The following is a 21,641-nucleotide window of genomic DNA, read 5'->3' as shown; positions in this document are numbered from 1 at the left end:
CACCCGTCGATTCTGCCAGTCGCTCGGACCGCCCCACGCTGAGCGGACCGAGCTGGTCCACTTTCGTGCACGCATGTGAAATACTTGCCCGATGGTCGCCCCCGCCCAAGCCAGCCTTGGAGCCGATTTGCTCAGCGTTGTCTCGCGGCTCAACCGGCTCGCTACCCAACGAGTCGCGCTGCCCATTCCGGGGGCACAGGCCCGACTGCTGTCCACTATCGAGGACCTCGACGTGGCCCGGATCTCCGACTTGGCGGCGGTGGACCATTGCTCCCAGCCGACGATGACCACCCAGGTGCGCCGTCTCGAGGACGCCGGCCTTACCACCCGCACCCCCGACCCGCTCGATGCCCGAGCCGTGTTGATCCGGATCACCGACAAGGGCGTCGAGACCATGGCGCGGGTCCGCCAGGACCGGGCGGCGGCGTTGGACCCCGAATTGGACCGGCTTTCCGCCGAAGACCGCCGGACGCTTGCCGACGCGGTCGAGGTGCTGCACCGCTTCTTGGCCGAAGCCGGCCCGACCCGACCGGTCCGCTAACGCCGTCGCCGTCGCAATCGCCATCGGGCCGCGCCGATCGATCTAGCAGCCGCCAATTCGGCTGAGAAGTTTCCAGCTTGAGCGCCTTTTCGAATATGCTCAACAGCGGCATCGGCCCGAAGCGATCCTAGGCCTCCTGCGGCCCTCGCGGCTCGCCCGCTGGGCTGCCGGTCTTCGGGGGAAGGACATCGTGGCGGATAGATTGGCGCTGGTCACCTCGATCGCCGCCCAACTGATGGCCACTACGCCATCGACAGCTGCCGCGGTCAGTGAACGTGTGCTGCAGACGTTGGTGGAGCAACTCAACGTCGACGCCGGATTCCTGCGCCACAACGACCACGAGATCAGGGCCTCCAAGCTGGTGGCCGAGTGGCCGCCGCGCATCGATCCGCCGAACCCGGATCCACTCGCCGTCGTCTCGTTCACCACCGCGGATCCGGTCTTCACCACCTGCGCGCATGGCAAGCGGGTGGCGGTCATCCGGCCGGAGCCGGACGAGTCGGGCTATGTGCGCCAGATGTCGATGGACCATGCCATCGAATCGCTGTCGGTGGCCACCGCGCCGCTGATCTCCGGACCGGTGACCATCGGCATGCTGGGCCTGGTCAAGTTCCGCCGGCCCAAGTGGCGGCCGGAAGAACTCAACACAATCGAGGCGATCGCGTCGCTGTTCGCGCAGTTGCAGGCCCGTGTCGCGGCCGAGGAGCGGCTGCGTTATCTGGCCGACCACGATGACCTGACCGGCCTGCACAATCGTCGCGCGCTGGTCGCGCACCTGTCCGAGCGGCTCGTCGCCGGCAATCCCGGCCCGGTCGGCGTCTTCTACATCGACCTCGACCGGCTCAAGCCGATCAACGACTACCTCGGTCATGCCGCCGGCGACTGGTTCATCCAGGACTTCGCCCGGCGGCTGCGTGCGTACGCCGGAAACCGGACCATGGCGGCCCGGATCGGCGGGGACGAATTCGTCGTCATCCCGGACTGGCCGATGTCGATGGCCAGCGCCGAGACGTTCGCCGACCGGCTGCAGGGCGCGCTGCGCGAGCGGGTGGAGATCCAGGGCCACACGGTCAACAGCACGGTCAGCGTGGGCGTCACGGTCGGCCTGCCCGGGGAAGACACCAGCGCCGGTCTGCTGCACCGCGCCGACGAGGCCGTCCTGGCCGCGAAACGCGGCGGTGGGAACCAGACCGTCAGCTCCACCGATGACATGTCCTTGAAGAGCTTGTTCCGCAAGGACATCGAACTGCACATGCAGGGCAAGATCGACGACGAGTCGTTGCTGTTGTACTACCAGCCCGAGGTCGATCTGTGGAGCGGCGCCATCGTCGCGGTGGAGGCGCTGGTGCGCTGGCGGCATCCCACCCGCGGGTTGCTGTTGCCGAGTTCGTTCATCAGCATCGCCGAATCCGCCAACCTGGCCGATGATCTGGGCCGGTGGGTGATGCGCACGGCGTGCGCAGAATTCAGCCAATGGCAGACCAACGGCGTCCGGACCAATGCCACCCTGCGCGTCAATGTCTCGCCGGTGCAGCTGGCCGCCCGCGGTTTCGTCCAGAACGTGGTGGAAACCATCAACGAATTCGGCCTACGCCCCGGTTCGCTATGCCTGGAGATCACCGAGCGGGCGGTGGTGCAGAACATCGAGAGCACCCGCCGAACCCTGGCGGAACTGCGCGAAGCCGGGGTGCAGATCGCCATCGACGACTTCGGTACGGGTTACGCCGTCTTGTCACACCTGAAGGATCTGCCGGTCGACACCTTGAAGATCGACACCGTGTTCGTGCGCGAATTGGGCGTCAATCCGGGCGATCTCGCAATTGTCCGAGCGATCATCGCCCTGGCCGAGGCGTTCGGCCTGCAGGTGGTCGCCGAGGGTGTGGAGACATCCGCGGCCGCGCTCACCTTGATGCGGCACGGCTGTCACCGCGCGCAGGGGTTCCTGTTCTCCCGCCCGGTGCCGGGGCCCGCCGCCGAAGCAATGCTGGCGTCACGCTGGATGGCAATGCCCTTCCTGGCCGACAGTCAGGCTTTGGTGATCTGACAAGAACATCGCCCGGTAGAAAGTGGCACGCAACCGCACCCCCGTCTGCCTGCCGGCGAGCGCTGCAGTCGGTGCGGTGCACCAACGCGGCTCGGCGTGCGGCGACACACGGCGATGCGGACCCCTCAAGGTGCCCCGGGCGAAGCTTCGGGAGGAACTCGCCGGCCTCGGCGCACGCCGCAGCGCGCCCGAGCCGTACAAACCAGTTCCTCGCATAAGCGGAGATAGTACATACCTTTTGGATGGTGTTCAATCCATACGAGACTGTGCGTCACGTCACGTCGGCTGCCTATGTATTGCGCGCGCCGCGGTCACTACCCGCAGCGGCGAACCCTGCCCACGGTGTCCGCGGCGCCCGTCATAATCAGACACATGGAGCGACGGCGGAACGCGCAAACCCCTCTGGCACCGATGGACACTCTGCGGCAGCTGCCGGCCCTGGTCGCGCTCGAGCGGATCCCCGTTCCGGTGCTCGCGATCGCCGACGACGGCACCATCTTGTTCGCCAACAGCGGGTTCGCCGCCATGCTGGGCTACACCCAAGAAGAGGTGCTGGCTCTGGAGTTTCGGCAGATCTTCGGCCAGGTTCCACCGGCCGAGGAATCGGCCCTGTCGGTGATGCATTCCCTGGCCAATCTGGTTGTCTCCCTGGAACATCGGGACGGCTCGACGGTGCGCGCCCTAATGAGCAAGTCGGCACTCGAACGTGCCGACGACCGGGTTGCGCTCGCCACGTTCCAAGACCTCACCGAGCAACTCTGGCTGGAAGAGCGCTAGCGCCGTCAGGGCGCAGCGGACGACGCGCCGTCAGTGCCGTTCTGATAGCGCAGCGCGTCGCGGGCCAGGAACTGCCGGAAATACGGCAGTGAGTCGGCCACCACGATCGCCGGCAACAGCGTCTCCCACATCCGGCTCACCCGGCCGATGCTGTCACCGGCGTAGTGCGTCAGCAGCCACGTGCCGAGCATAGCCGAGGTGATCGACTCGGCAACTTGGCGGGCATCGAGTTCCTCGCACAGGTCGCCCTCGGCGATCGCGCGCGCGGTCTGGGCGGTGACCGCGTCCGCCCATTCGCCGCCGACCTCGGCCCCCAATTCGTTGGATTCGGCCAGTGCGAAGACCAGATGGCCCGCTGCCCGCGCCTCCTTGTCGACGGACAACAGCTCCGTGACGGCGAACATGCCGTGGATCATCCCCTCCAGAGCGGGCGAGGACGGCTGGCACATGCTCCGGAACGTGGTCAAGACCGTGGCGAACCCGCCCTCGATGATGGCCGTCACCAACGAATCCATCGAGTCGAAGTGGTGGTACAGCGCCCCCTTGGTCACCCCGGCCCGCTCGATGATCGCGGTTCGCCCGGCAGCGACGTAACCGGCCTCGCCGAAGACGTCGATGGCCGCATCGAGTAGCTTGCGCCGAGTCGCCTCGGACCGGACCTGGCGCGCCATCAGCCGGCCTCCCCTTCGGGCACCGCCGCCTTCGCCGCCGTGGTCTTGATTGCCAAGGCAGTGCGCCGACGGACGAACTGAACGAAATAGTCGATGCGATCGGCAGGCACCACACTGGGCAGCACAACCGACCAGACCCGCTCCAACTCACGCAAGAACTGTTCGGGCTCATCAAGATTGCCGGCCTGTCGCAGACCCAGGTAAAGCGCCACCATCATCCGGGCCACATCGTGCGGATCGCGGTCGAGGACGTCGCCTTCGGTGATCGCCCGCTCGGTCACCACGCCCAACGCCTGAATCGCATTGTTGAGCACGGTGGCCTGCAGCCCCTCGGCGCCGCCCACCACCGGCAGCAGGTGCAGCATTGCTCGGGCGCTGTCGCTGGTGAGGTCTTCGACTGCCATGAGGTAGCCCACGTCAAGCAGCGTTTCCAAGCCGGAAAGCTTGCGGTCCACCAATGCCCGGATCGCGGTGCCCGTCTTGGCGAGTTGTTCGTCGATGACGGCCAAGGCCAGCGCGTGCTTAGAGCGGAAATGGAAATACATCGCGCCCTTGGTCAATTCCGCTTCAGCCAGAATGTCGTCGAGGCCGACGTCGTGAAAGGGCCGCTGGGCGAACTGATGCGCCGCGGCACGGATGATCTGCTGGCGCGTCGCATCGGCGCGCCGGTCGGTCGACTCAGCCAACGCGCGATCTCAGCCTCGTCGCTGACCAGCAGTCGTACCACACCCGGGTTACGGTATCAGCCGAATGATGAAGTTGACTCATTTCTATACTTGAAATCGTCATTCACCTCTGATGACATTCGGAAAACGCCAATTCCGTGGCGCCAGATTGTATTCGGTCTGCTTGGGACTGTCGCGCCGACGATCACCGTTGTGCGGCTAGTCGGCGGGTATCGCGAAGGCGACGAACTGGGTCAGTTGGCGCGGTGCGAAGTTGTCGTCACTGACCAGCACCACGGTCTGCCGCCCATCGGGCAGTCGCGGGCCCAGCGTCAGCCCCTCGATGTTGTCCAGCGGGTCCAGACCGGGTGTGGTGGACAGGTCGGCCACCAGAGTCTTGGTCATCGGCGTCACGGCGGCAGCCGCGAGCGCCGGCATTCCGAGCACATCGGTGGCACCGGTGATCTCGGCGCGAAACAGTCGCACCGTTGGGCGGTCACTGAACGCCCGCTCGATCACGAGGAACGCGGTGTCCGACAGGGCCACCAGATCGGTGAGGCCGTTGGTTTTGGCCGGTACGGTGGCAGGCTCCAGCGGATAGGCGTATTGGGCGACCGGGGCGCCAGGACTGGCGTCAGCGTCGAGTCGGTAGGCGGTGATACGAGTCAGCGCGCCGTGGTCGCGATCCGGCAGCGGGCCGTCGTCGTACCCCGGGCCCTCCATTGCGGCGAACAGCATTCGTCCGTCGGCAGTCACCGTCAGGCCCTCGAGGGTGGTGTTGCGGCGCGGCCCGGTGGGCTGCGCCGACATCGCCAGCTGCGGCGGCATGGTGAACCCGCCAAGGTAGCTGCCGTCCAACCCGGCGGTACGCACCCACGGGTCGGCCAACACCGCGCCGCGTGGGCCGTCGGTACGCCGCTCCCCCTCGGAGGACCAATACAACCGCTGCCGACCGGCATCGAACGCGATGCCTTCGGGGTCGGGCGGTATGACCGGCGGCGTCGCGTCGAAGGCCTGGCGCTCAAACGGGCGCCCGTGCTGGTCCAACAGCGGGTTCATGGCGGTGATCGCCACCCCGTCGACGCCGCGGTCGGACACCGAGAGCCGCACGGTGTAGAAGCGGGCCGGCCCGTTGGCCGAGCGGTCGTCGCTGATCACGTAGTAGCAGTCGCGGCCGCGGTCGTAGCTGATTCCGGACAGGCCACCGACGACGGTGCCCGCGAATCTGGTGTTCGACGCCAGTCGAGCCTGGCCGAGGTACTGCAGTCCGGCTGTCGCCGTGGAGGTCTCGCACGGCGCGCAACCCACCAGCGCAGCACCGCCGGTCAGCAGCACACCGCACAACGCCGGCAACCGGCTCCGCTTCCCACGCACATCCGTAATCTAAACCCGGTTTACCGGTGGCCCCGCCTGGATACGGTGCATGAAGTGACCACTTCCGATGCCCTGCGCGACACCTTGGACGGCCGCTGGCGGACGGTGAAAAACCAGGTCCGGGCCACTCTGTGCGATGAGAAGTTTCGTCCGCACTACACCCCGAACACCGCGATCGCCCGCGCGAAGGTCGCCGAACAACTGCGGATCATGGCCGGCTCCGGAGTTGCGGCGGACAGTTTCCACAAGGAACACGGCGGCACCGGCGACGTCGGCGCGGCAATCACCATGATCGAGATGTTGGCCATGTCGGATCTGTCGCTGATGGTCAAGGCCGGGGTCCAATGGGGGCTGTTCGGCGGCGCAGTGGAGAACCTGGGCACCGAGCGCCACCACCGCGCGTACGTCGAGAAGATCATCGACCTCGACCTGCTCGGGTGTTTTGCGATGACCGAGACCGGTCACGGCAGCGACGTGCAGTCGCTGGAGACCACCGCCACCTACGACCCGGCAACTCAGGAATTTGTGATCGACTCCGCGACGGGATCGGCACGCAAGGACTACATCGGTGGGGCCGCCGAAACCGCCGCCGTTGCGGCAGTTTTCGCCCAGCTCATCACCGATGACGAAAACCACGGCGTGCATTGCTTCCTGGTGCCGATCCGCGACACGCAGGGCACCGATCTGCCCGGCGTGACCACCTCGGACTGCCACTACAAAGGCGGTCTTCCCGGTGTGGACAACGGACGCATTGTCTTCGACCGCGTCCGGGTGCCCCGGGAGAACCTGCTGAATCGCTATGCCGATGTAGAGGCCGACGGCAGTTACCGGTCGTCGATCGAGAGCGATGGCCGGCGGTTCTTCACCATGATCGGCACCCTGATCCGGGGCCGGGTCTCGGTGGGTGGAAGCGCGGGCGCGGCCGCCCGGGTCGCCCTGGATATCGCTACCCGATATGCGTTGCAGCGCAGGCAATTCAGCGCCCCCAGCGACGACGGAGCGAAACACGAGGTGCTGATCATGGACTACCTGGTTCACCAGCGTCGCCTCTTGCCGCTGATTGCCCGCTCCTATGCGCTGCAGTTCGCCCAGAACGAGCTGGTGGGCCGCTGCCATGATCTGCAGACCGCCGACGAGCCCGACGCCGAGGAACAGCGCGAATTGGAGGCACGAGCAGCCGGGCTCAAGGCGGCCAACACCTGGCACGCGTCCCGGGCCATCCAGGAGGCGCGCGAGGCCTGCGGCGGCGCCGGCTACATGGCCGAGAACCGGCTGATCGCGTTGCGCGCCGACATCGATGTGTTCACCACCTTCGAGGGCGACAACCACGTGCTGACGCAACTGGTGGCCAAGCAGCTGCTGACCACCTACGCCGATGACATCGCCGACATGAGCCCGGTCGGGTGGGTGCGGTTCGCGGCCGAGGCTGTCGGGGATCGGGTGCTCAAACGCACTGCGGCCGAGACGATCATCCAGACCATCGTGGACGCCAGGCAGGACAGCGAGGAGGAGGGCAGCCTGTTCAACCGCGGCACCCAGGTGCACATGTTCGAAGACCGCGAGGAATATCTGCTGACCTCGGTGGCACGGCGGCTCAGGGCCAAGTCCCAGGAGATGAGCGACTTCGACGCCTTCAACGCGGTCCAGGACCACATGCTGCATGCGGCCACCGCACACATCGATCGAGTCGTGCTGGAGGCGTTTGTCGCCGGCATCGACTCCTGCCCCGATCCCGACGCCCGCGAACTGCTGGAGCTGGTGTGCGACCTGTACGCGCTCAGCGTCATCGAGGACGACAAGGCCTGGTACATCGAGCACCGGTATCTGTCCACCGATCGGGCCAAGGCCGTCACCCGCGGCATCAATGACCGGTGCCGGAAACTGCGCCCGCACGCACAGACTCTGATCGACGGGTTCGGCATCCCCGAAGAATTGCGGTACGCCGAAATGCTGCATCCCGAACACCTGTCGGTACCGCCCGCCGGTGCGTCCACCGGGTAGCCGCCTTTAGGCTGTCTGGACCCCAGACCGAACAAAGGAGTACCTCTCATGGCGTGGTTCCTCGCCCTGAATGCCACCCCCACCAAGGGCGTGCAAGCGCCCACCTATGAGCTGCACGAAACCGCTGATCTCGAGCGGATCACCGAGGAGATGGCCACCTTCGCGGCCACCGACCGGGCCGTGGCAGTTCCCGCCGTCTTCAACAACGGCCGCCAGCAGGTCACCGTGTACGTGCGTCCGGCTGCTTGGGGCGCGTGGGCGATCTACGAACTCAGCGAAGAAGAGCGTCGCGAGATGATGGCGAACAACCCGCTGGTCAACGCGCTCGCCCAGGCCCGTGCGGCCAAGCAGCAGGGCGGGCAGTCACAGCAGGTGCCGGGGATGTTCGCACCGCAGCAGCCGCCTTCGCAGGCGGGTCCTTCGGTGATTCCCCGGCTGGACTAACGCCGGTCTCAAACGTGGCTCCCCCGGGTGGACTCGAACCACCAACCCTCCGGTTAACAGCCGAATGCTCTGCCAATTGAGCTACAGGGGATTGCTGTCCTCGCGGACTTGCAAGACTCTAGCGCATACCGAAACCACCGCTGTGCAACGGGGGTCGCACCCGGCCCCCGTTGCACCGCGTGAGGCAGGATGGAAGCACTGCATCGACTGTTCTAAGGGGCCGCATTGATCGGGTATGTCGTGGTGATGGGGGTCGGCTACGTGATGGGCACCAAAGCCGGCCGTCGCCGCTACGAGCAGATCGTCGGCACCTATCACGCGGTGACGAGCAGCCCGGTCGCCAAGGCGCTGATCGACAAGGGACGGCGCACCATCGCCGACCGGATCCATCCCGATTCGGCGATGGTGACGCTGACCGAACTCGAGGACGGTACGTCGATCGTCACGCCGGTCGAGCCCGAAGACGACCGCTAGGCGGTCAGATCATCGCCGCTGGCCTGCTCCAGCAGGCTGCGGCGGTAGGCCTCCATCGCCACCAGATCGCCGAAGAGCGCGTGATATTCGTCGCTGTGCTCCACCGGTGACATGCGCTGCAGTTTGGACTTGACCTCGGCGATCTGCCGGCCCACCCACACCTCTTGGAGGCGGGCCAGCACGCCGCCGATATACCGCGGCAGCTTGTCCTCGTCGACGCGGATGGCCTCCACGCTCAACTCGTGGATCAGCGCGGTGGTCAGCGACGAAGGCGTCTGCGCGCGCACCGTCTCGATCCACTGCGCGCCGCCGGCGCCGGCCACCCCGGCTGTCCCCCCGGCCGCGTCGATCGCCGAGCGCACCGCGGCATAGCCGGGGTGGGTGAAACTCTCCACCGTCAGGGTGTCGAACACCGGCCCGGCCAGCGCCGGGTACTGCAGCGCCGCTTTGAGCGCCTCACGCTGCGGCCACAACGTCGGATCGGTCGGGTTCGGTCGGGCGACCGCCGGCTGTTCGGCGGGACTGGCGGCCCCACGCGACGCCTGACGGTCCCGGGCCGGCCCGCTGTCCTTGGCATCGCCCTTGGCTCCCTTGGTCTCGTTCTTGGCCCTCGCACGCACCCGGCCGATCACCTGCGCGACGTCGTCCCAACCCACCCAGCCGGCCAGCTGCCGCGCGTATTCATCGCGCAGCGTCGGGTCCTTGATCTGCGCGACCATCGGCACGCAGCGGCGCAGCGCAGCGACCCGGCCCTCGGCCGTCTCCAGGTCCATCTCGGCGAGGGCGGTGCGTACCGCAAACTCGAACAACGGGGTGCGGCGCGCCACCAAGTCGCGCAGCGCCTCGTCGCCATGCGCCAGGCGCAGATCACACGGATCCATGCCGTCGGCGGCGACCGCGACGAACGACTGTCCGGCCAGCTGCTGCTCGCCCTCGAGCGCCTTGACCGCGGCGGCACGGCCCGCCGCGTCGCCGTCGAAGACGTAGATCAGTTCACCGCGAAAGAACTTGTCGTCCATCATCAGTCGGCGCAGCATCGCCAGGTGCTCATCGCCGAAGGCGGTACCGCACGAGGCGACCGCGGTGGTGACGCCTGCCAGATGCATCGCCATCACGTCGGTGTAGCCCTCGACGACGATCGCCTGGTGTCCGCGGGCGATGTCTCGTTTAGCCAGGTCCAGGCCGAACAGCACGTTGGATTTCTTGTAGAGCGTGGTTTCGGGGGTGTTGACGTACTTGGCCTCCATCGGGTCGTCGTCGAACAGCCGGCGGGCACCGAACCCGATCACCTCCCCCGCCGACGAACGGATCGGCCACAGCAGCCGGCGGTGGAATCGGTCCATCGGACCGCGGCGCCCTTCTCGGGACAGGCCGGCGGCCTCCAGTTCCTTGAACTCGAAGCCCTTGCGCAGCAGATGCTTGGTCAGGCCGTCCCACCCCGAGGGGGCGAAACCGCAACCGAACCGCTCGGCGGCGGCGGCATCAAAGTTTCGCTCGGTGAGATATTTTCGCGCCGGCGCGGCCTCGGGGGTGCTCAGCGCCGCGGCGTAGAACTCGGCAGCCGCCGCATTGGCGGCGATCAGCCGGCTGCGGCCGCCGCGCTCGCGTTGGATGTTGGTGGCCGACGCGCCGGTGTAGGTGATGGTGTGGCCGACCCGGTCGGCGAGCAGCTCGACCGCCTCGACGAAGCTGGCGTGCTCGATCTTCTGGATGAAGGCGTAGACGTCGCCGCCTTCCCCACAGCCGAAGCAGTGGAACAGGCCATGGTTGGGCCGGACGTGGAACGACGGTGACTTCTCGTTGTGAAACGGGCACAGGCCCTTCAGCGAGTCCGCGCCGGCACGCCTGAGCTGCACGTAATCGCCGACCACGTCCTCGATCCGGACACGCTCGCGGATAGCGGCGATGTCGCGATCGGAGATACGGCCTGGCACTGGGCCAGTCTAGAGCGCGCCATCTGCCCCGCGGCGATCGCGAGCGCGGCGAAGCGGATCGCCGCCGTCTGCCCGGCCCTGATGCCGGCACTGCCCATGCTTTAATGACGGGTCAACTGCTGCATCAGGGGCGTGAATGAACTCGAAACGGGTCTGGTTGCTGACCCTTGTCGCCGTCGCCGTGCTCGCCGCGGCCGCGGTGACGACCTGGCTGGTGCTGCCCGACCGGTCGCGTAGTGCGGCCGGCGTCACCGGCGAGACCGTCAAGCAGGTGCTGCTCAACGGCACCGAGCTGACCGCGATGTTGGATCAGCCCTTCACCACCGTCACCGGCCCGCCGTCCTACGGCGGCCTGGAGGCGATGGACGACTCAGCAACCCCCGGCGACTGCGTGGGAGTCCTCGACGTCGCGCAGCGAAGTGTGTACGCGTCGGCCCCCGTCCAGAGCTACGCGCGGGAGACCTGGATCGACCCCGAGCCCGCCCACGACGGCTTCAAGCCGCTCGACACCCGGGTGATGTTCGTCAAGGAGGCCGTGGTCGCCCTGCCCACCGCCGCAGACGCCCGGCAGCTGTTCGAGAAGTTCGCCGAGCAGTGGAAGCACTGCGACGGGCAGCCGGTCAACGCGGCCGACCCGGACACTGCCGGATCGCCGCACCTTCCCGGCACCGAAATGCACATCACCGACGTGCGGGTCACCGACGACGTCCTGGCCGCATCGATCGTGCTCGACAAAAGTCCCAAGGCGCCGGACACCCGCGCCATCGGGCTGCAGGACAACTGCATCGTCGGAGTCCTGATCGCCTTCACCGGAACCGAGAACGCCAGTGGTTCCGGTGACCCGCAGACCAGCAGCACCGATGTCGTGCGGGCGATGATGGACAAGGTCGCCAAGCTCGGCTGAGTTCGCCCGCGGTGCCGCCTATGTCACTAGCCCGCGACGAGGCGTTCCAGCCGCCCCTCGGTACACGACGCGATCTGGTCGACGATCACCCGCAGCCGTGCGTTGTCGTCAGCGGCGGCGTTAAACGCGGGAACGAAGATCGGGTCCAGGCTCTCCGGCGCCGTGGCGAGCAGCCGGTGCGCGACCTCGTGCACCTGCTCACGCTGAGCGGCCTGAATTCTGCGGTGCTGGTCCGACGAAATGATGAACTGCACCGCAAGGGTTTTCAGCACGGCCACTTCGGCCCGCACCAGTTCAGGAACCTCGAGGTCTGCCTGGTAGCGGGTCAGCGGCCCGGGACCGGCGGCATCGTGGGTGGCGGTGATCGCCGCAGAGGCGAAGCGTCCGACCAGTTCGCTGGTCAACCGTTTGAGTGCCACCGACGCCGACAGAGTCGCGTCGTAGTCACCCACCGCAGCCACCACCGGCAATTCGGTGAGTCGGCGGGCCGCCGCGGCCAGATCGTGCACCCCGCGCGGGTCACCCAGACGCGTCAACTCGGCCACGGTTGATGCGTCGGCGAGCACCCGCAGGTCGATCCGGCCGGAAATGACGCCGTCTTCAACGTCATGCACCGAGTAGGCGACGTCGTCGGCCCAGTCCATGATCTGCGATTCCAGACAGACGCGTCCCTCCGGTGCACCGCGGCGCATCCAGTCAGCGGCGTCCCGATCGTCGTCGTAAAAGCCGAACTTGGTCCGTACCGAGCCATCTGCCGCGCGACGGAACCACGGATATTTGGTGACCGCGTCCAGCGTCGCCCGGCTCAGATTCAGGCCCGCACTTGCACCGTCCGGACCGAGAACCTTGGGCTCCAAACTGGTCAGAATGCGGAAGTTCTGCGCGTTTCCCTCGAATCCGCCACAGACCGAGGCGATTTCGTTGAGCGCCTGCTCACCGTTGTGCCCGTAAGGCGGGTGGCCGATGTCGTGAGCCAGCCCAGCCAGGTCGACCAGGTCAGGGTCGCAGCCCAATCCGATCGCCATCCCCCGCCCGATCTGCGCGACCTCCAGCGAGTGGGTCAGGCGGGTGCGCGGGGTGTCCCCGTCTCGGGGGCCGACGACCTGAGTCTTATCCGCCAACCGGCGCAGCGCAGCGCTGTGCAGCACCCTGGCCCGATCGCGGGCAAAGTCGGTGCGGTGCTGGCCGCCGGTTCCGGGCAGGCCGGCGGTTTTCGACGACTCCGCCACGATGCGTTCGCGATCGTGCGCGTCGTAGCTGTCGCAGGAGTTAATGGCCACCGCCGCCAGTCTATTTTGACCCGACCCGAGACCATGACACGGCGGGCCGAAGTTCGGCATCCGACCGTTGCGAAACCGAGTGGGCCGGTCGCAGAATTCCGTCGATCACCCCCGATCGCATATAGATTTACCGACATGCGCATCCCCCGCCTGGCCGGCGCCGCCCTGGCGTTTCTCCTCGCTGTGCTGCTGGTAGCCCCAAACGCTGCGGCGCAGCCTCCGCTGCGTCTGCCCACCTTGATCACCGACAGCGCCGGGGCGCTCTCGCAGTCCGAGCGCGCCGAGGTGCAGAACGCGATCGACAAGCTCTACGCCGACCGGCACATCCGACTGTGGGTGGTCTACGTCGACGTGTTCTCCGGGCAGACCGCTGAGGACTGGGGACGCAGCACGGTGCGGCTCAGCGATCTCGGCAGCAACGACGCCTTGCTCGCCGTGGCCACCGCCGACCGCAGCTACGCCTTCCTGGTTTCCAACGGCATCTCCGAGGTCAGCTCGGGCAAGGTCGACGCGTTGCGGCGCAACCAGATCGAACCGGCCCTGCACCGCAACGACTGGGCCGGCGCGGCCTCGGCGGCCGCCACCGGACTCGATGCCGCCGCCGCACCCACCGAGGTGAGCTGGACACCGATCCTGATCGCCCTGGCCGCGGTGGCGGCCGCCGGCCTGGTGTTGCTGCTGGTGGTCCGTTACCTGCGGCGCCGGCGCCGAGCCGCGGCACTGGCGGCGGCCCGGCGGATCGACCCCACCGACCCCAACGCACTGTCCGACGTGCCGGTGTTCGCGCTGGACGCCTTGTCGCGAGAGAAGGTCGTCGAAGTCGACAACGCGGTACGCACCAGCGCCAACGAACTGGAGCTGGCCCTCGAAGAATTCGGCAAGGAGCGCGTGCGGCCCTTCGCGCAGGCCGTTTCCTCCGCCAAGTTCGCTATGGAGCACGCCTTCACCGTGCGCCAGCAGCTGGACGACGACATCCCCGAGACACCGGCACAACAGCGCGACTTGCTGACGGGGGTGATCGTCACCGCCTCGAAGGCCGACCGCGAACTGGAGACCCAGCGCGCCGCGTTTGAGCAGTTGCGTGACCTCGTGCTCAACGCGGGCGACCGCCTCGACACACTGACCCAGCAACTGGTCGAGCTGACCGGGCGCATCCCGGCCTCCGAGAAGCACCTGGTGGAACTGCACACCGAATTCGACGCCACCGCGCTCAGCACGGTGTCCGGCAACGTCAAGACCGCACAGGATCGGGCCGCCTTCGCCGAACGCAACATCACCCGGGCACGCAGCCTGGCCGATCACCCGGTGACTGGCGGGCAGAGTGAGCTGGTGGATGCGGTGCGGGCCGCAGAGTCGGGGCTGGGCCAGGGCCGTGCCCTGCTCGACGCCGTCGACAATGCCGCAAGCGACATCCGTCACGCGGTCGCCACACTGCCCCAGACCATCGCCGACGCCGAGGCCGGCATCGCCCAAGCCACCGCATTGCTGCAGGGCGGGGCGGGCACGCATAAGTCCGAGCTGTTCGCTGTTCGCGATGTCGTAGTCAAGGCCGTGGCCACCGCCCGCACCTCCGGAGATCCCCTGGGAGCCTTCACCGCGCTGATCAAGGCCGACGCCGACCTGGACCAGCTGCTGGACACCGTGGCCGAGGAACGCGCAGCCGCTGAGCGGCTGGCCCGCACGCTCGAGCAGGCCCTGTTCACCGCATCGTCGCGCATCCGCGCCGTGTCCGATTACATCGACACCCGTCGCGGCAGCGTCGGCCCGGAGGCGCGCACCCGGCTGGCCGAGGCACGCCGCCGCCTCGACGCCGCCCACGACAAGCGCACCACCGATGTCGCTGGGGCCATCACCCAGGCCAACGGCGCGGCAACCCTAGCTGCCGCCGCGCAGTCACTGGCGAAAGCCGACGTACAGGACGCGCAACGGGCCTACTACGGCCGTTACGGCAACGACCCCGGCGGTGGCCGCAACGACACCGGCGCCATGCTGGGCGGCATCATCATCGGCAACATCCTCTCCGGCGGGGGCGGCGGCTTCGGAGGTGGCGGAGGGGGAGGTTGGAGTCCAACCTCGTTCGGCGGCTCGTCTTCGGGCGGGGGCTTCTTCGGCGGCGGCGGCCGCTTCTAGCCTCATGTTCGGACTTACCGATGTCGCGTTAGCGGCGGCTCCGGTGGCTTGCGGGTATGCCCTGTGGGTCCGTCGCTACACCTGGGGTTCGCGCTGGGATACCAATCCTTCGCGCATCCTCGTCCTCATTGGATGCGCGGGACTGCTCATGTCCCCGTTGGGGCCGACATATTTCGATCCCCTGGTCCACCGGATGTCCGGGTTGTGGAACGTCGCGGGCCTGCTCGCCGTGCTCTGCATGTTCGCCGCGGTCGCGGCCATGTTCGACCACCTGGCGACGAGGTTGACCGACGAGGACCACGCCCGGTTGCTGGGGCGTCGCCACGTCACGACGCCGCTGAAACTCGGTCTGCCGCTGATGGTCGTCGTGTTCTGTGTCGCTGATCGGGGGCACCCCGAGTACCTGGATGTCTTCGCACCCCGCGGCCCCTGGTTCGCGGCATACTGGGCGCTGGTCGCCGCACTCGCGCTGTATCTGTTCGGGTTCACCGGCCGGATACTGCTGGCCCTGCGCACCGATCCGCGCTCGCAGACTGCCGCGCACTACTACCTGGTGTGGGTCGTCTTCAAAGTCGCGGCGATCGTCGCGCAGTTGACCAGCGTGCTCCTCGGCAGTGCGGTCACGCTGCCCACCTGGATCTGCGCAAGCGTGAGCACCGCCGCGTTCATCTACGCCTCCGTGCTGTCTTGGCGCGCCCGAATCGACTGGTTCAAGCCCGTTCGGCCACCTGCCCCCGAAATCGCCGGGGACTGAACACGATCGGCACATGCTCCGGTCGCCGGATTTCGGTGGCTGCCGATGCGGCTCACCCACCCGGTTCGGCACCGCACGGACACCACAGCGGAAGTGCCCGCACGCCAAGGCGTGCGGGCACTTCTACACCACTACGTATCAGGGTGTCAGGGTGTGGCGGTCGCTCCGGTAGCACCTTGCTGGCCGTCCGGTCCGGCCGTACCGGCCGTCCCGTCGGTCGCCGTGCTGTTGCCGGTCGCCGTCGCGGTACCGCCGGCGCCAGCGGCGCCGCCCTGTCCGCCGGCCCCGCCGGCCGCGCCGCCGGTACCACCGGTCCCACCGTTGCCACCGGCCCCGCCGTCGCCGCCGTCACCGGCGGTCGAGACGCCCCCCGAACCATGGGTGGTGGAGTCGCCACCGGTACCACCGGCGCCGCCCTTGCCGCCGGTGCCTCCAGCAGTGCCTGCTGCACCCGTGGCACCCTCGGCGCCGACACCACCGCTTCCACCGTCACCGGCGGTCGCGGTGCCCCCGGCGCCGTTGGCCCGGGCGGCGCCACCGGCGCCACCGTCGCCGCCGGTGCCGGCGATGAGGCCCTGTCCGCCGGTCCCGCCGGTCCCACCGTCACCGCCGTTGGCGATGCCCTGGGAGCCGTTGGATGTGGCCTCGCCACCGGCGCCACCGACGCCGCCAGTACCGCCGTGTCCGTTCTCGGCGATACCACCCGCGCCACCCATGCCGCCGTTGCCGCCGGTTGAGTCACCGCTGAAGCCGTTGGAGGTGCCTTCACCGCCGGCGCCGCCGGCGCCGCCGGCACCGCCTTCACCTCCGTTGCCGATGGGTGCGGCCGAGTTGCCGCCCGTACCACCGACACCACCGTTGCCGCCGGTGACCGTTCCGCTGGCCCCGTTTGCAGTCGCCGCACCGCCAGCACCACCGACGCCACCCGCTCCGCCGTTGCCGAAGACCGAAGCGATGGCGTCGCCCCCGACACCGCCGGCGCCACCGTTAGAGCCGACCGCGGTGCCGTCGACGCCGTTGGCCGTCGCCTGGTATCCGGCGCCACCGGCACCTCCGACCCCGCCGTCGCCCATGACCGTGCCGCCGGTGCCACCGGCACCGCCGATACCACCGTCCACGCCGGCCACGGTCGAGTCCCAGCCGTCGCCGCCCGCGCCGCCGTTACCAAAGAATCCAGCGGCACCACCGTCACCACCGGCCATGCCCTGCACAGTGGAGTCCCAGCCGTCGCCGCCGTCGCCGAACCACAACCCGCCTGCACCGCCGTCGGGGTCGGTCTCGGTGCCGTCGACGCCGTTGCAGATCAGGCCGCAGGCACCATTAAGACTGTCCTCGCCGTTCATCTGCACATAGGCAAGATTGATGGCGTCGTTGATCTGCTGGCCCAAGTCACTGGTGATCCAAGCCTCCATGGCGGTGTGCCACGGCGCGTACATCCACTGCTCGATCACACTCGCGGGGTCCAGAGCGGGGTTCGCCAGCAACAGCTGGTCCCAGAACGGCGAATCGCCGAAGACGCCGTCGACCCCAGAGGTGTCGGCAGCCACGCCCGCGACATCGCTGGGTTCGAACATGTCCAACAGCCAATCGAACCCGTCGGCATGCGCCTGCGGCGCGGGGGCCAACGGGGCCATCCCGAACGCCAGAAATGCCGCCGCCGCGCTCCCCACCCCGATCACACGGCTGCGACGGCGCCCCTTGATGCCAAGTGAATGACGATGTTCCGTGGTGCGTTCACTGATAGTCATCTACCTACCTCCCAGGTGTGGACTAACCCTTGACTTTCAGAAATCCGTTACGAGATACAGACTTCCATAAGTTAATGCGGGCTGTGACAACACATCAACCCGAGGCACCGGACTCTCAGGTAGGCGCTAACCCCAGACACCCTCAGGGCAAACCAATGGCAGGCGCTGACCCAACAGGGTTACGTGAGGCCACCCGCGGCGTTTCGCCGCCGGGCGCCCCTCGCCAGCAACTGCTCAGGTCATGCGAGCAGTGATCAGCAGCCCTTGAGGCGCACGGCCAGGTAGTCGGAGACCGCGTCAATGGCCACCCGCTCCTGAGACATCGTGTCGCGCTCACGCACGGTGACGGCATGGTCTTCGAGCGAGTCGAAGTCGACCGTGATGCAGAACGGCGTGCCGATCTCGTCCTGGCGCCGGTAGCGCCGGCCGACCGCTCCGGCGTCGTCGAACTCCACGTTCCAGGACTTGCGCAGCTCGGCCGCCAGGTCCCGGGCCTTCGGCGACAGGTCGGCGTTGCGGCTCAGCGGCAGCACGGCGGCCTTGACCGGCGCCAGCCGCGGGTCCAGCCGCAGCACGGTGCGCTTGTCCACCCCGCCCTTGGCGTTGGGGGCCTCGTCCTCGTGGTACGAGTCGACCAGGAAGGCCATCAGCGAGCGGGTCAGGCCGGCTGCGGGTTCGATCACGTACGGCACGTAGCGGGTGTCGGAGGCCTGGTCGTAGAACGACAGGTCCACACCGGAATGCTCCGAGTGCGTGGTCAGATCGAAGTTGGTGCGGTTGGCGATGCCTTCCAGCTCACCCCACGGGTTCCCGGCGAAACCGAACTTGTACTCGATGTCGGTGGTGCCGGCGGAGTAGTGCGACAGCTTCTCAAGCGGGTGTTCGTAGAGGCGCAGGTTCTCACGCTTGATACCCAGGTCGATGTACCACTGCAGGCGCGCGTCGATCCAGTACTGGTGCCACTCCTTGGCCGTGGACGGCTCGACGAAGAATTCCATCTCCATCTGCTCGAACTCACGGGTCCGGAAGATGAAGTTGCCGGGGGTGATCTCGTTGCGGAAGCTCTTGCCGATCTGTCCGATTCCGAACGGCGGCTTGCGACGAGCCGTGGTCACCACGTTGGCGAAGTTGACGAAGATGCCCTGTGCAGTTTCGGGCCGCAGGTAGTGCAGACCCTCTTCGGACTCGATCGGACCCAGGTAGGTCTTGAGCATCATGTTGAAGTCACGGGGCTCGGTCCACTCGCCCTTGGTTCCGCAATCCGGGCAGGCAATCTCGCTCATCGGCACGTCATCGGGGTTGCCACCCTTTTTGAGTGCCACCGCTTCCTGCATGTGGTCCTGCCGGTGCCGCTTGTGGCAGTTGAGGCACTCCACCAGCGGGTCGTTGAACACCGCGACGTGACCGGAGGCCACCCACACCTGACGCGGCAAGATGATCGCACTGTCCAAGCCGACGACGTCGTCGCGGGACGTCACGACCGAGCGCCACCACTGGCGCTTGATGTTCTCCTTGAGCTCCACCCCGAGTGGGCCGTAGTCCCACGCCGACTTTGTGCCGCCGTAGATTTCGCCCGACTGGAAGACCAGGCCACGTCGCTTGGCCAGGTTGGCAACGGTGTCGATGATGGACGCCACGAGGGGGTGCACTCCTGTCTTGACGGGACCGCGCCGGCAACGCCGACACGCAAAACATCAGTCATCGTATCGATACCGCCCACGTTCTTTGACATGCGTCATCACGCATGGAACAGTGGGAGCCAGCTGAAAACGATTTCCAACATGTGCGGAGGTGGTGCTGTGCCCTCCTCAGCGTCTGGTCTGGTGGCCGACGGCCATCAACACACCGGTCCTGCCTTCCCCGCTACGCCACCGCGGGAGATCCTCGACGCCGCTGGGGAATTGCTGCGGGCACTGGCCGCTCCGGTGCGCATCGCGATCGTGCTGCAGCTGCAGGAGTCGCACCGCTGCGTGCACGAACTCGTCGACGCGCTCGGGGTCCCGCAGCCCCTGGTCAGTCAGCATCTGAAGATCCTCAAGGCCGCCGGGGTGGTCGCCGGGGAACGTTCCGGCCGCGAAGTGCTTTACCGGCTGGCCGATCATCACTTGGCGCACATCGCCATCGACGCAGTGGCCCATGCCGGTGAGGACCGTTGACCGCCCCCGGCGTGCGCTCCACCCGGCAGCGGGCGGCGATCTCGGCGTTGCTGGAGACCGTCGAGGACTTCCGGTCGGCCCAGGAGCTGCACGACGCGCTACGTGAGCGCGGCGAGAACATCGGACTGACCACCGTCTATCGCACCCTGCAGGCGATGGCTACGGCCGGCCAGGTCGACACGCTGCGATCCGACACCGGAGAAGCGGTGTACCGGCGCTGCTCGGAGCATCACCACCACCACCTGGTGTGTCGGGACTGCGGGGCCACCGTCGAGGTGGGCGACCGCGAAGTCGAGGAGTGGGCGGCCCGGATCGCCGCCGAGCACGACTACTCCGACGTCGGGCACACCATCGAGATCTTCGGCACCTGTGCCGATTGCCGGAAGTAGGTCTCAGTCCGTCAACGCGTCGCGGACGTCGACGCCTTTGGCCAGCACCAACAGGACCAGCGTGCGCAGCGCATCGTCGGTCAGGCCCGATCCGGGAAAGTTGTAGCGCAGCATCACATCTGCGGACGCGGCATCCTTTTCGACCAGGGTGATGGACCCGAGCTGACTGAGGGCCGCCTGCTCGGCGGCGCGCTTACGCAGCTTCTTGGTCAGCGGCAGATCCCACCCCAAGACTTGGGTGAGCGACACCAACTCGAGGTCTTGCGCGATCGGCACCACCCGCAACGACGCCAGGGTGCCGTCGTGGCGGACGGTCAGCGCACCGTCTGGCTCGGCATCAACGGCCAGCACCTCGGCGAGCACCGTGGCGAGGCGATCGGCCAGGGCCGTCATCACGCCGTTCCGAACCTGCGCTGCCGCGAGGCGTACTGCTCGCAGGCCTCCCACAGATCGCGGCGGTCGTAGTCCGGCCACAGTTTCTCTTGGAAGATGTACTCGGCGTAGGCCGCCTGCCACAGCATGAAGTTCGACGACCGCTGCTCACCTGAGGTGCGGATCAGCAGGTCCACATCGGGCATGTCGGGCCGGTGCAGATGCCGGGCAATGGTGGCCTCGTTGATCCGGCTCGGATTCAGCTTGCCCGCCACCGCCTCTTCGGCGATGGCCTGGGCGGCTTCGGCGATCTCGGTGCGCCCACCGTAGTTGACGCAGTAATTAATAGTGATGACGTCGTTGCCGACGGTCATGGCTTCGGCGATCTCGAATTCTTTGATCACGCTGCGCCACATCTTCGGCCGCGAACCCACCCAGCGCATCCGCACGCCCATCGCGTTGAGGTTCTCCCGGCGCCGGCGCACCACCTCGCGGTTGAAGCCCATCAGGAAGCGGACCTCTTCAGCGGAGCGCTTCCAGTTCTCGGTGGAGAACGCATACACGGTCAGCCATTTGATGCCGAGTTCGATGGCACCGCAGGTGATGTCGATGAGCACCGCCTCGCCCATCTTGTGCCCCTCGGTGCGACCCAACCCGCGCTGGGTCGCCCAGCGGCCGTTGCCGTCCATGACGACGGCAACGTGGTTAGGCAGCGCATCGGCGGGGATCTGCGGAGCGACAGCCTTGGAGGTGTGTTGTGGGGGCCGACACGGCCCCCCGCCCGGCGGCGACGGCAGCTGCGGAAACACCACCGGCCAGGTGGACTTGTCCGGGAACACCGGATAGTCGTCGGGTGCCGCGGCCAGTTGTGGGAAGGCAGCCTTCCGATTGGCCCGATTCAACACCATGCGCCCTATCCTGCCCGACCGTGCCGGCGCCGCCCGCGGCGACCATGCGGTCGCCGCGGCGGCTTACCGGCCATA

20 protein-coding genes and 1 tRNA gene are annotated in these 21,641 nt (G+C 67.5%); 11 read left to right on the top strand and 10 right to left on the bottom strand.

Annotation, left to right across the window (positions count from 1 at the left end; all coding sequences use genetic code 11):
• Positions 1–91 precede the first annotated feature (91 nt).
• From ACKY0X_RS08105 to ACKY0X_RS08095, 3 genes are all read left to right on the top strand, one after another.
• Entirely contained in the window at positions 92–541 is a 450-nt protein-coding gene (locus tag ACKY0X_RS08105) for a MarR family winged helix-turn-helix transcriptional regulator (protein WP_046282548.1), read from the top strand.
• Positions 542–776: 235 nt separating this feature from the next.
• Positions 777–2,585 carry a putative bifunctional diguanylate cyclase/phosphodiesterase gene (locus ACKY0X_RS08100; RefSeq protein WP_409429549.1) on the top strand — a complete coding sequence of 603 codons (1,809 nt, stop codon included), beginning with the start codon at positions 777–779 and terminating at the stop codon, positions 2,583–2,585.
• Between the two features lie 411 nt (positions 2,586–2,996).
• Positions 2,997–3,362, top strand: a complete 366-nt coding sequence (locus tag ACKY0X_RS08095) for a PAS domain-containing protein (RefSeq protein ID WP_024440654.1) — start codon at positions 2,997–2,999, stop codon at positions 3,360–3,362.
• A gap of 5 nt (positions 3,363–3,367) precedes the next feature.
• Here the strand turns inward: ACKY0X_RS08095 and ACKY0X_RS08090 are convergent, their stop codons facing one another.
• From ACKY0X_RS08090 to ACKY0X_RS08080, 3 genes are all read right to left on the bottom strand, one after another.
• Positions 3,368–4,033: a TetR family transcriptional regulator gene (locus tag ACKY0X_RS08090; RefSeq protein WP_409429012.1), complete on the bottom strand. Its 666-nt coding sequence runs from the start codon at positions 4,031–4,033 to the stop codon at positions 3,368–3,370.
• Positions 4,033–4,719 carry a TetR family transcriptional regulator gene (locus ACKY0X_RS08085; protein ID WP_409429011.1) on the bottom strand — a complete coding sequence of 229 codons (687 nt, stop codon included), beginning with the start codon at positions 4,717–4,719 and terminating at the stop codon, positions 4,033–4,035. The genes ACKY0X_RS08090 and ACKY0X_RS08085 overlap by 1 nt, the downstream gene beginning before the upstream one ends.
• Before the next feature lie 198 nt (positions 4,720–4,917).
• Positions 4,918–6,072 carry an esterase-like activity of phytase family protein gene (locus ACKY0X_RS08080; protein WP_409429010.1) on the bottom strand — a complete coding sequence of 385 codons (1,155 nt, stop codon included), beginning with the start codon at positions 6,070–6,072 and terminating at the stop codon, positions 4,918–4,920.
• A 54-nt stretch (positions 6,073–6,126) separates the two neighbouring features.
• Here ACKY0X_RS08080 and ACKY0X_RS08075 point away from each other — a divergent pair, with 54 nt between their 5' ends.
• Together ACKY0X_RS08075 and ACKY0X_RS08070 are read left to right on the top strand one after the other, a co-directional pair.
• Entirely contained in the window at positions 6,127–8,073 is a 1,947-nt protein-coding gene (locus ACKY0X_RS08075) for an acyl-CoA dehydrogenase (protein ID WP_409429009.1), read from the top strand.
• Positions 8,074–8,121: 48 nt separating this feature from the next.
• A complete protein-coding gene (locus tag ACKY0X_RS08070) occupies positions 8,122–8,517 on the top strand; it encodes a hypothetical protein (protein WP_409429008.1) in 396 nt (131 codons plus the stop codon).
• Positions 8,518–8,532: 15 nt separating this feature from the next.
• Here the strand turns inward: ACKY0X_RS08070 and ACKY0X_RS08065 are convergent.
• Positions 8,533–8,608: transfer RNA gene (locus ACKY0X_RS08065), tRNA-Asn, on the bottom strand.
• Between the two features lie 134 nt (positions 8,609–8,742).
• On the opposite strand from ACKY0X_RS08065, the gene ACKY0X_RS08060 reads away from it, so the two are divergent.
• Entirely contained in the window at positions 8,743–8,991 is a 249-nt protein-coding gene (locus tag ACKY0X_RS08060; RefSeq protein WP_046282554.1) for a hypothetical protein, read from the top strand.
• On the opposite strand, the gene dnaG is transcribed toward ACKY0X_RS08060, so the two are convergent.
• On the bottom strand, positions 8,988–10,925 hold the full coding sequence (dnaG, locus tag ACKY0X_RS08055; protein WP_409429007.1) for a DNA primase: 1,938 nt from the start codon (positions 10,923–10,925) through the stop codon (positions 8,988–8,990). The genes ACKY0X_RS08060 and dnaG overlap by 4 nt on opposite strands.
• A gap of 136 nt (positions 10,926–11,061) precedes the next feature.
• On the opposite strand from dnaG, the gene ACKY0X_RS08050 reads away from it, so the two are divergent.
• Positions 11,062–11,829 (top strand): sensor domain-containing protein, encoded by a 768-nt coding sequence (locus ACKY0X_RS08050; protein ID WP_409429006.1) that lies wholly within the window; start codon positions 11,062–11,064, stop codon positions 11,827–11,829.
• 26 nt (positions 11,830–11,855) lie between these two features.
• Here ACKY0X_RS08050 and ACKY0X_RS08045 read toward each other — a convergent pair whose 3' ends face one another.
• Entirely contained in the window at positions 11,856–13,109 is a 1,254-nt protein-coding gene (locus tag ACKY0X_RS08045) for a deoxyguanosinetriphosphate triphosphohydrolase (RefSeq protein ID WP_409429005.1), read from the bottom strand.
• Between the two features lie 135 nt (positions 13,110–13,244).
• Between ACKY0X_RS08045 and ACKY0X_RS08040 the strand changes: the two genes are divergently transcribed.
• Together ACKY0X_RS08040 and ACKY0X_RS08035 are read left to right on the top strand one after the other, a co-directional pair.
• Complete coding sequence (locus ACKY0X_RS08040; RefSeq protein WP_409429004.1) at positions 13,245–15,239, top strand: TPM domain-containing protein; 1,995 nt, start codon at positions 13,245–13,247, stop codon at positions 15,237–15,239.
• Positions 15,240–15,387: 148 nt separating this feature from the next.
• Complete coding sequence (locus tag ACKY0X_RS08035; protein WP_409429003.1) at positions 15,388–15,993, top strand: hypothetical protein; 606 nt, start codon at positions 15,388–15,390, stop codon at positions 15,991–15,993.
• 146 nt (positions 15,994–16,139) lie between these two features.
• Here the strand turns inward: ACKY0X_RS08035 and ACKY0X_RS08030 are convergent, their stop codons facing one another.
• Both ACKY0X_RS08030 and ACKY0X_RS08025 read right to left on the bottom strand, forming a co-directional pair.
• A complete protein-coding gene (locus ACKY0X_RS08030; RefSeq protein ID WP_409429002.1) occupies positions 16,140–17,741 on the bottom strand; it encodes a PGRS repeat-containing protein in 1,602 nt (533 codons plus the stop codon).
• 254 nt (positions 17,742–17,995) lie between these two features.
• The gene (locus tag ACKY0X_RS08025; protein WP_192830565.1) at positions 17,996–19,390 is read right to left on the bottom strand and encodes a glycine--tRNA ligase; all 1,395 of its coding nucleotides are present in this window, start codon (positions 19,388–19,390) and stop codon (positions 17,996–17,998) included.
• 132 nt (positions 19,391–19,522) lie between these two features.
• Here ACKY0X_RS08025 and ACKY0X_RS08020 point away from each other — a divergent pair, with 132 nt between their 5' ends.
• Positions 19,523–19,897 carry an ArsR/SmtB family transcription factor gene (locus ACKY0X_RS08020; RefSeq protein ID WP_065040357.1) on the top strand — a complete coding sequence of 125 codons (375 nt, stop codon included), beginning with the start codon at positions 19,523–19,525 and terminating at the stop codon, positions 19,895–19,897.
• Positions 19,894–20,286 carry a Fur family transcriptional regulator gene (locus ACKY0X_RS08015; RefSeq protein ID WP_046283902.1) on the top strand — a complete coding sequence of 131 codons (393 nt, stop codon included), beginning with the start codon at positions 19,894–19,896 and terminating at the stop codon, positions 20,284–20,286. Before ACKY0X_RS08020 ends, ACKY0X_RS08015 begins: the two co-directional genes overlap by 4 nt.
• Positions 20,287–20,289: 3 nt before the next feature.
• Here ACKY0X_RS08015 and ACKY0X_RS08010 read toward each other — a convergent pair whose 3' ends face one another.
• Complete coding sequence (locus tag ACKY0X_RS08010) at positions 20,290–20,679, bottom strand: hypothetical protein (protein ID WP_409429001.1); 390 nt, start codon at positions 20,677–20,679, stop codon at positions 20,290–20,292.
• On the bottom strand, positions 20,679–21,566 hold the full coding sequence (locus ACKY0X_RS08005) for a decaprenyl diphosphate synthase (protein ID WP_046283900.1): 888 nt from the start codon (positions 21,564–21,566) through the stop codon (positions 20,679–20,681). Before ACKY0X_RS08005 ends, ACKY0X_RS08010 begins: the two co-directional genes overlap by 1 nt.
• Positions 21,567–21,641: the final 75 nt, after the last annotated feature.

The organism is Mycobacterium sp. SMC-11, from assembly GCF_046250095.1.
Taxonomy (GTDB): domain Bacteria; phylum Actinomycetota; class Actinomycetes; order Mycobacteriales; family Mycobacteriaceae; genus Mycobacterium; species Mycobacterium heraklionense_A.
The sequence above is the reverse complement of the archived record's forward strand: the minus strand, read 5'-3'. Positions and strand labels throughout refer to the sequence as shown.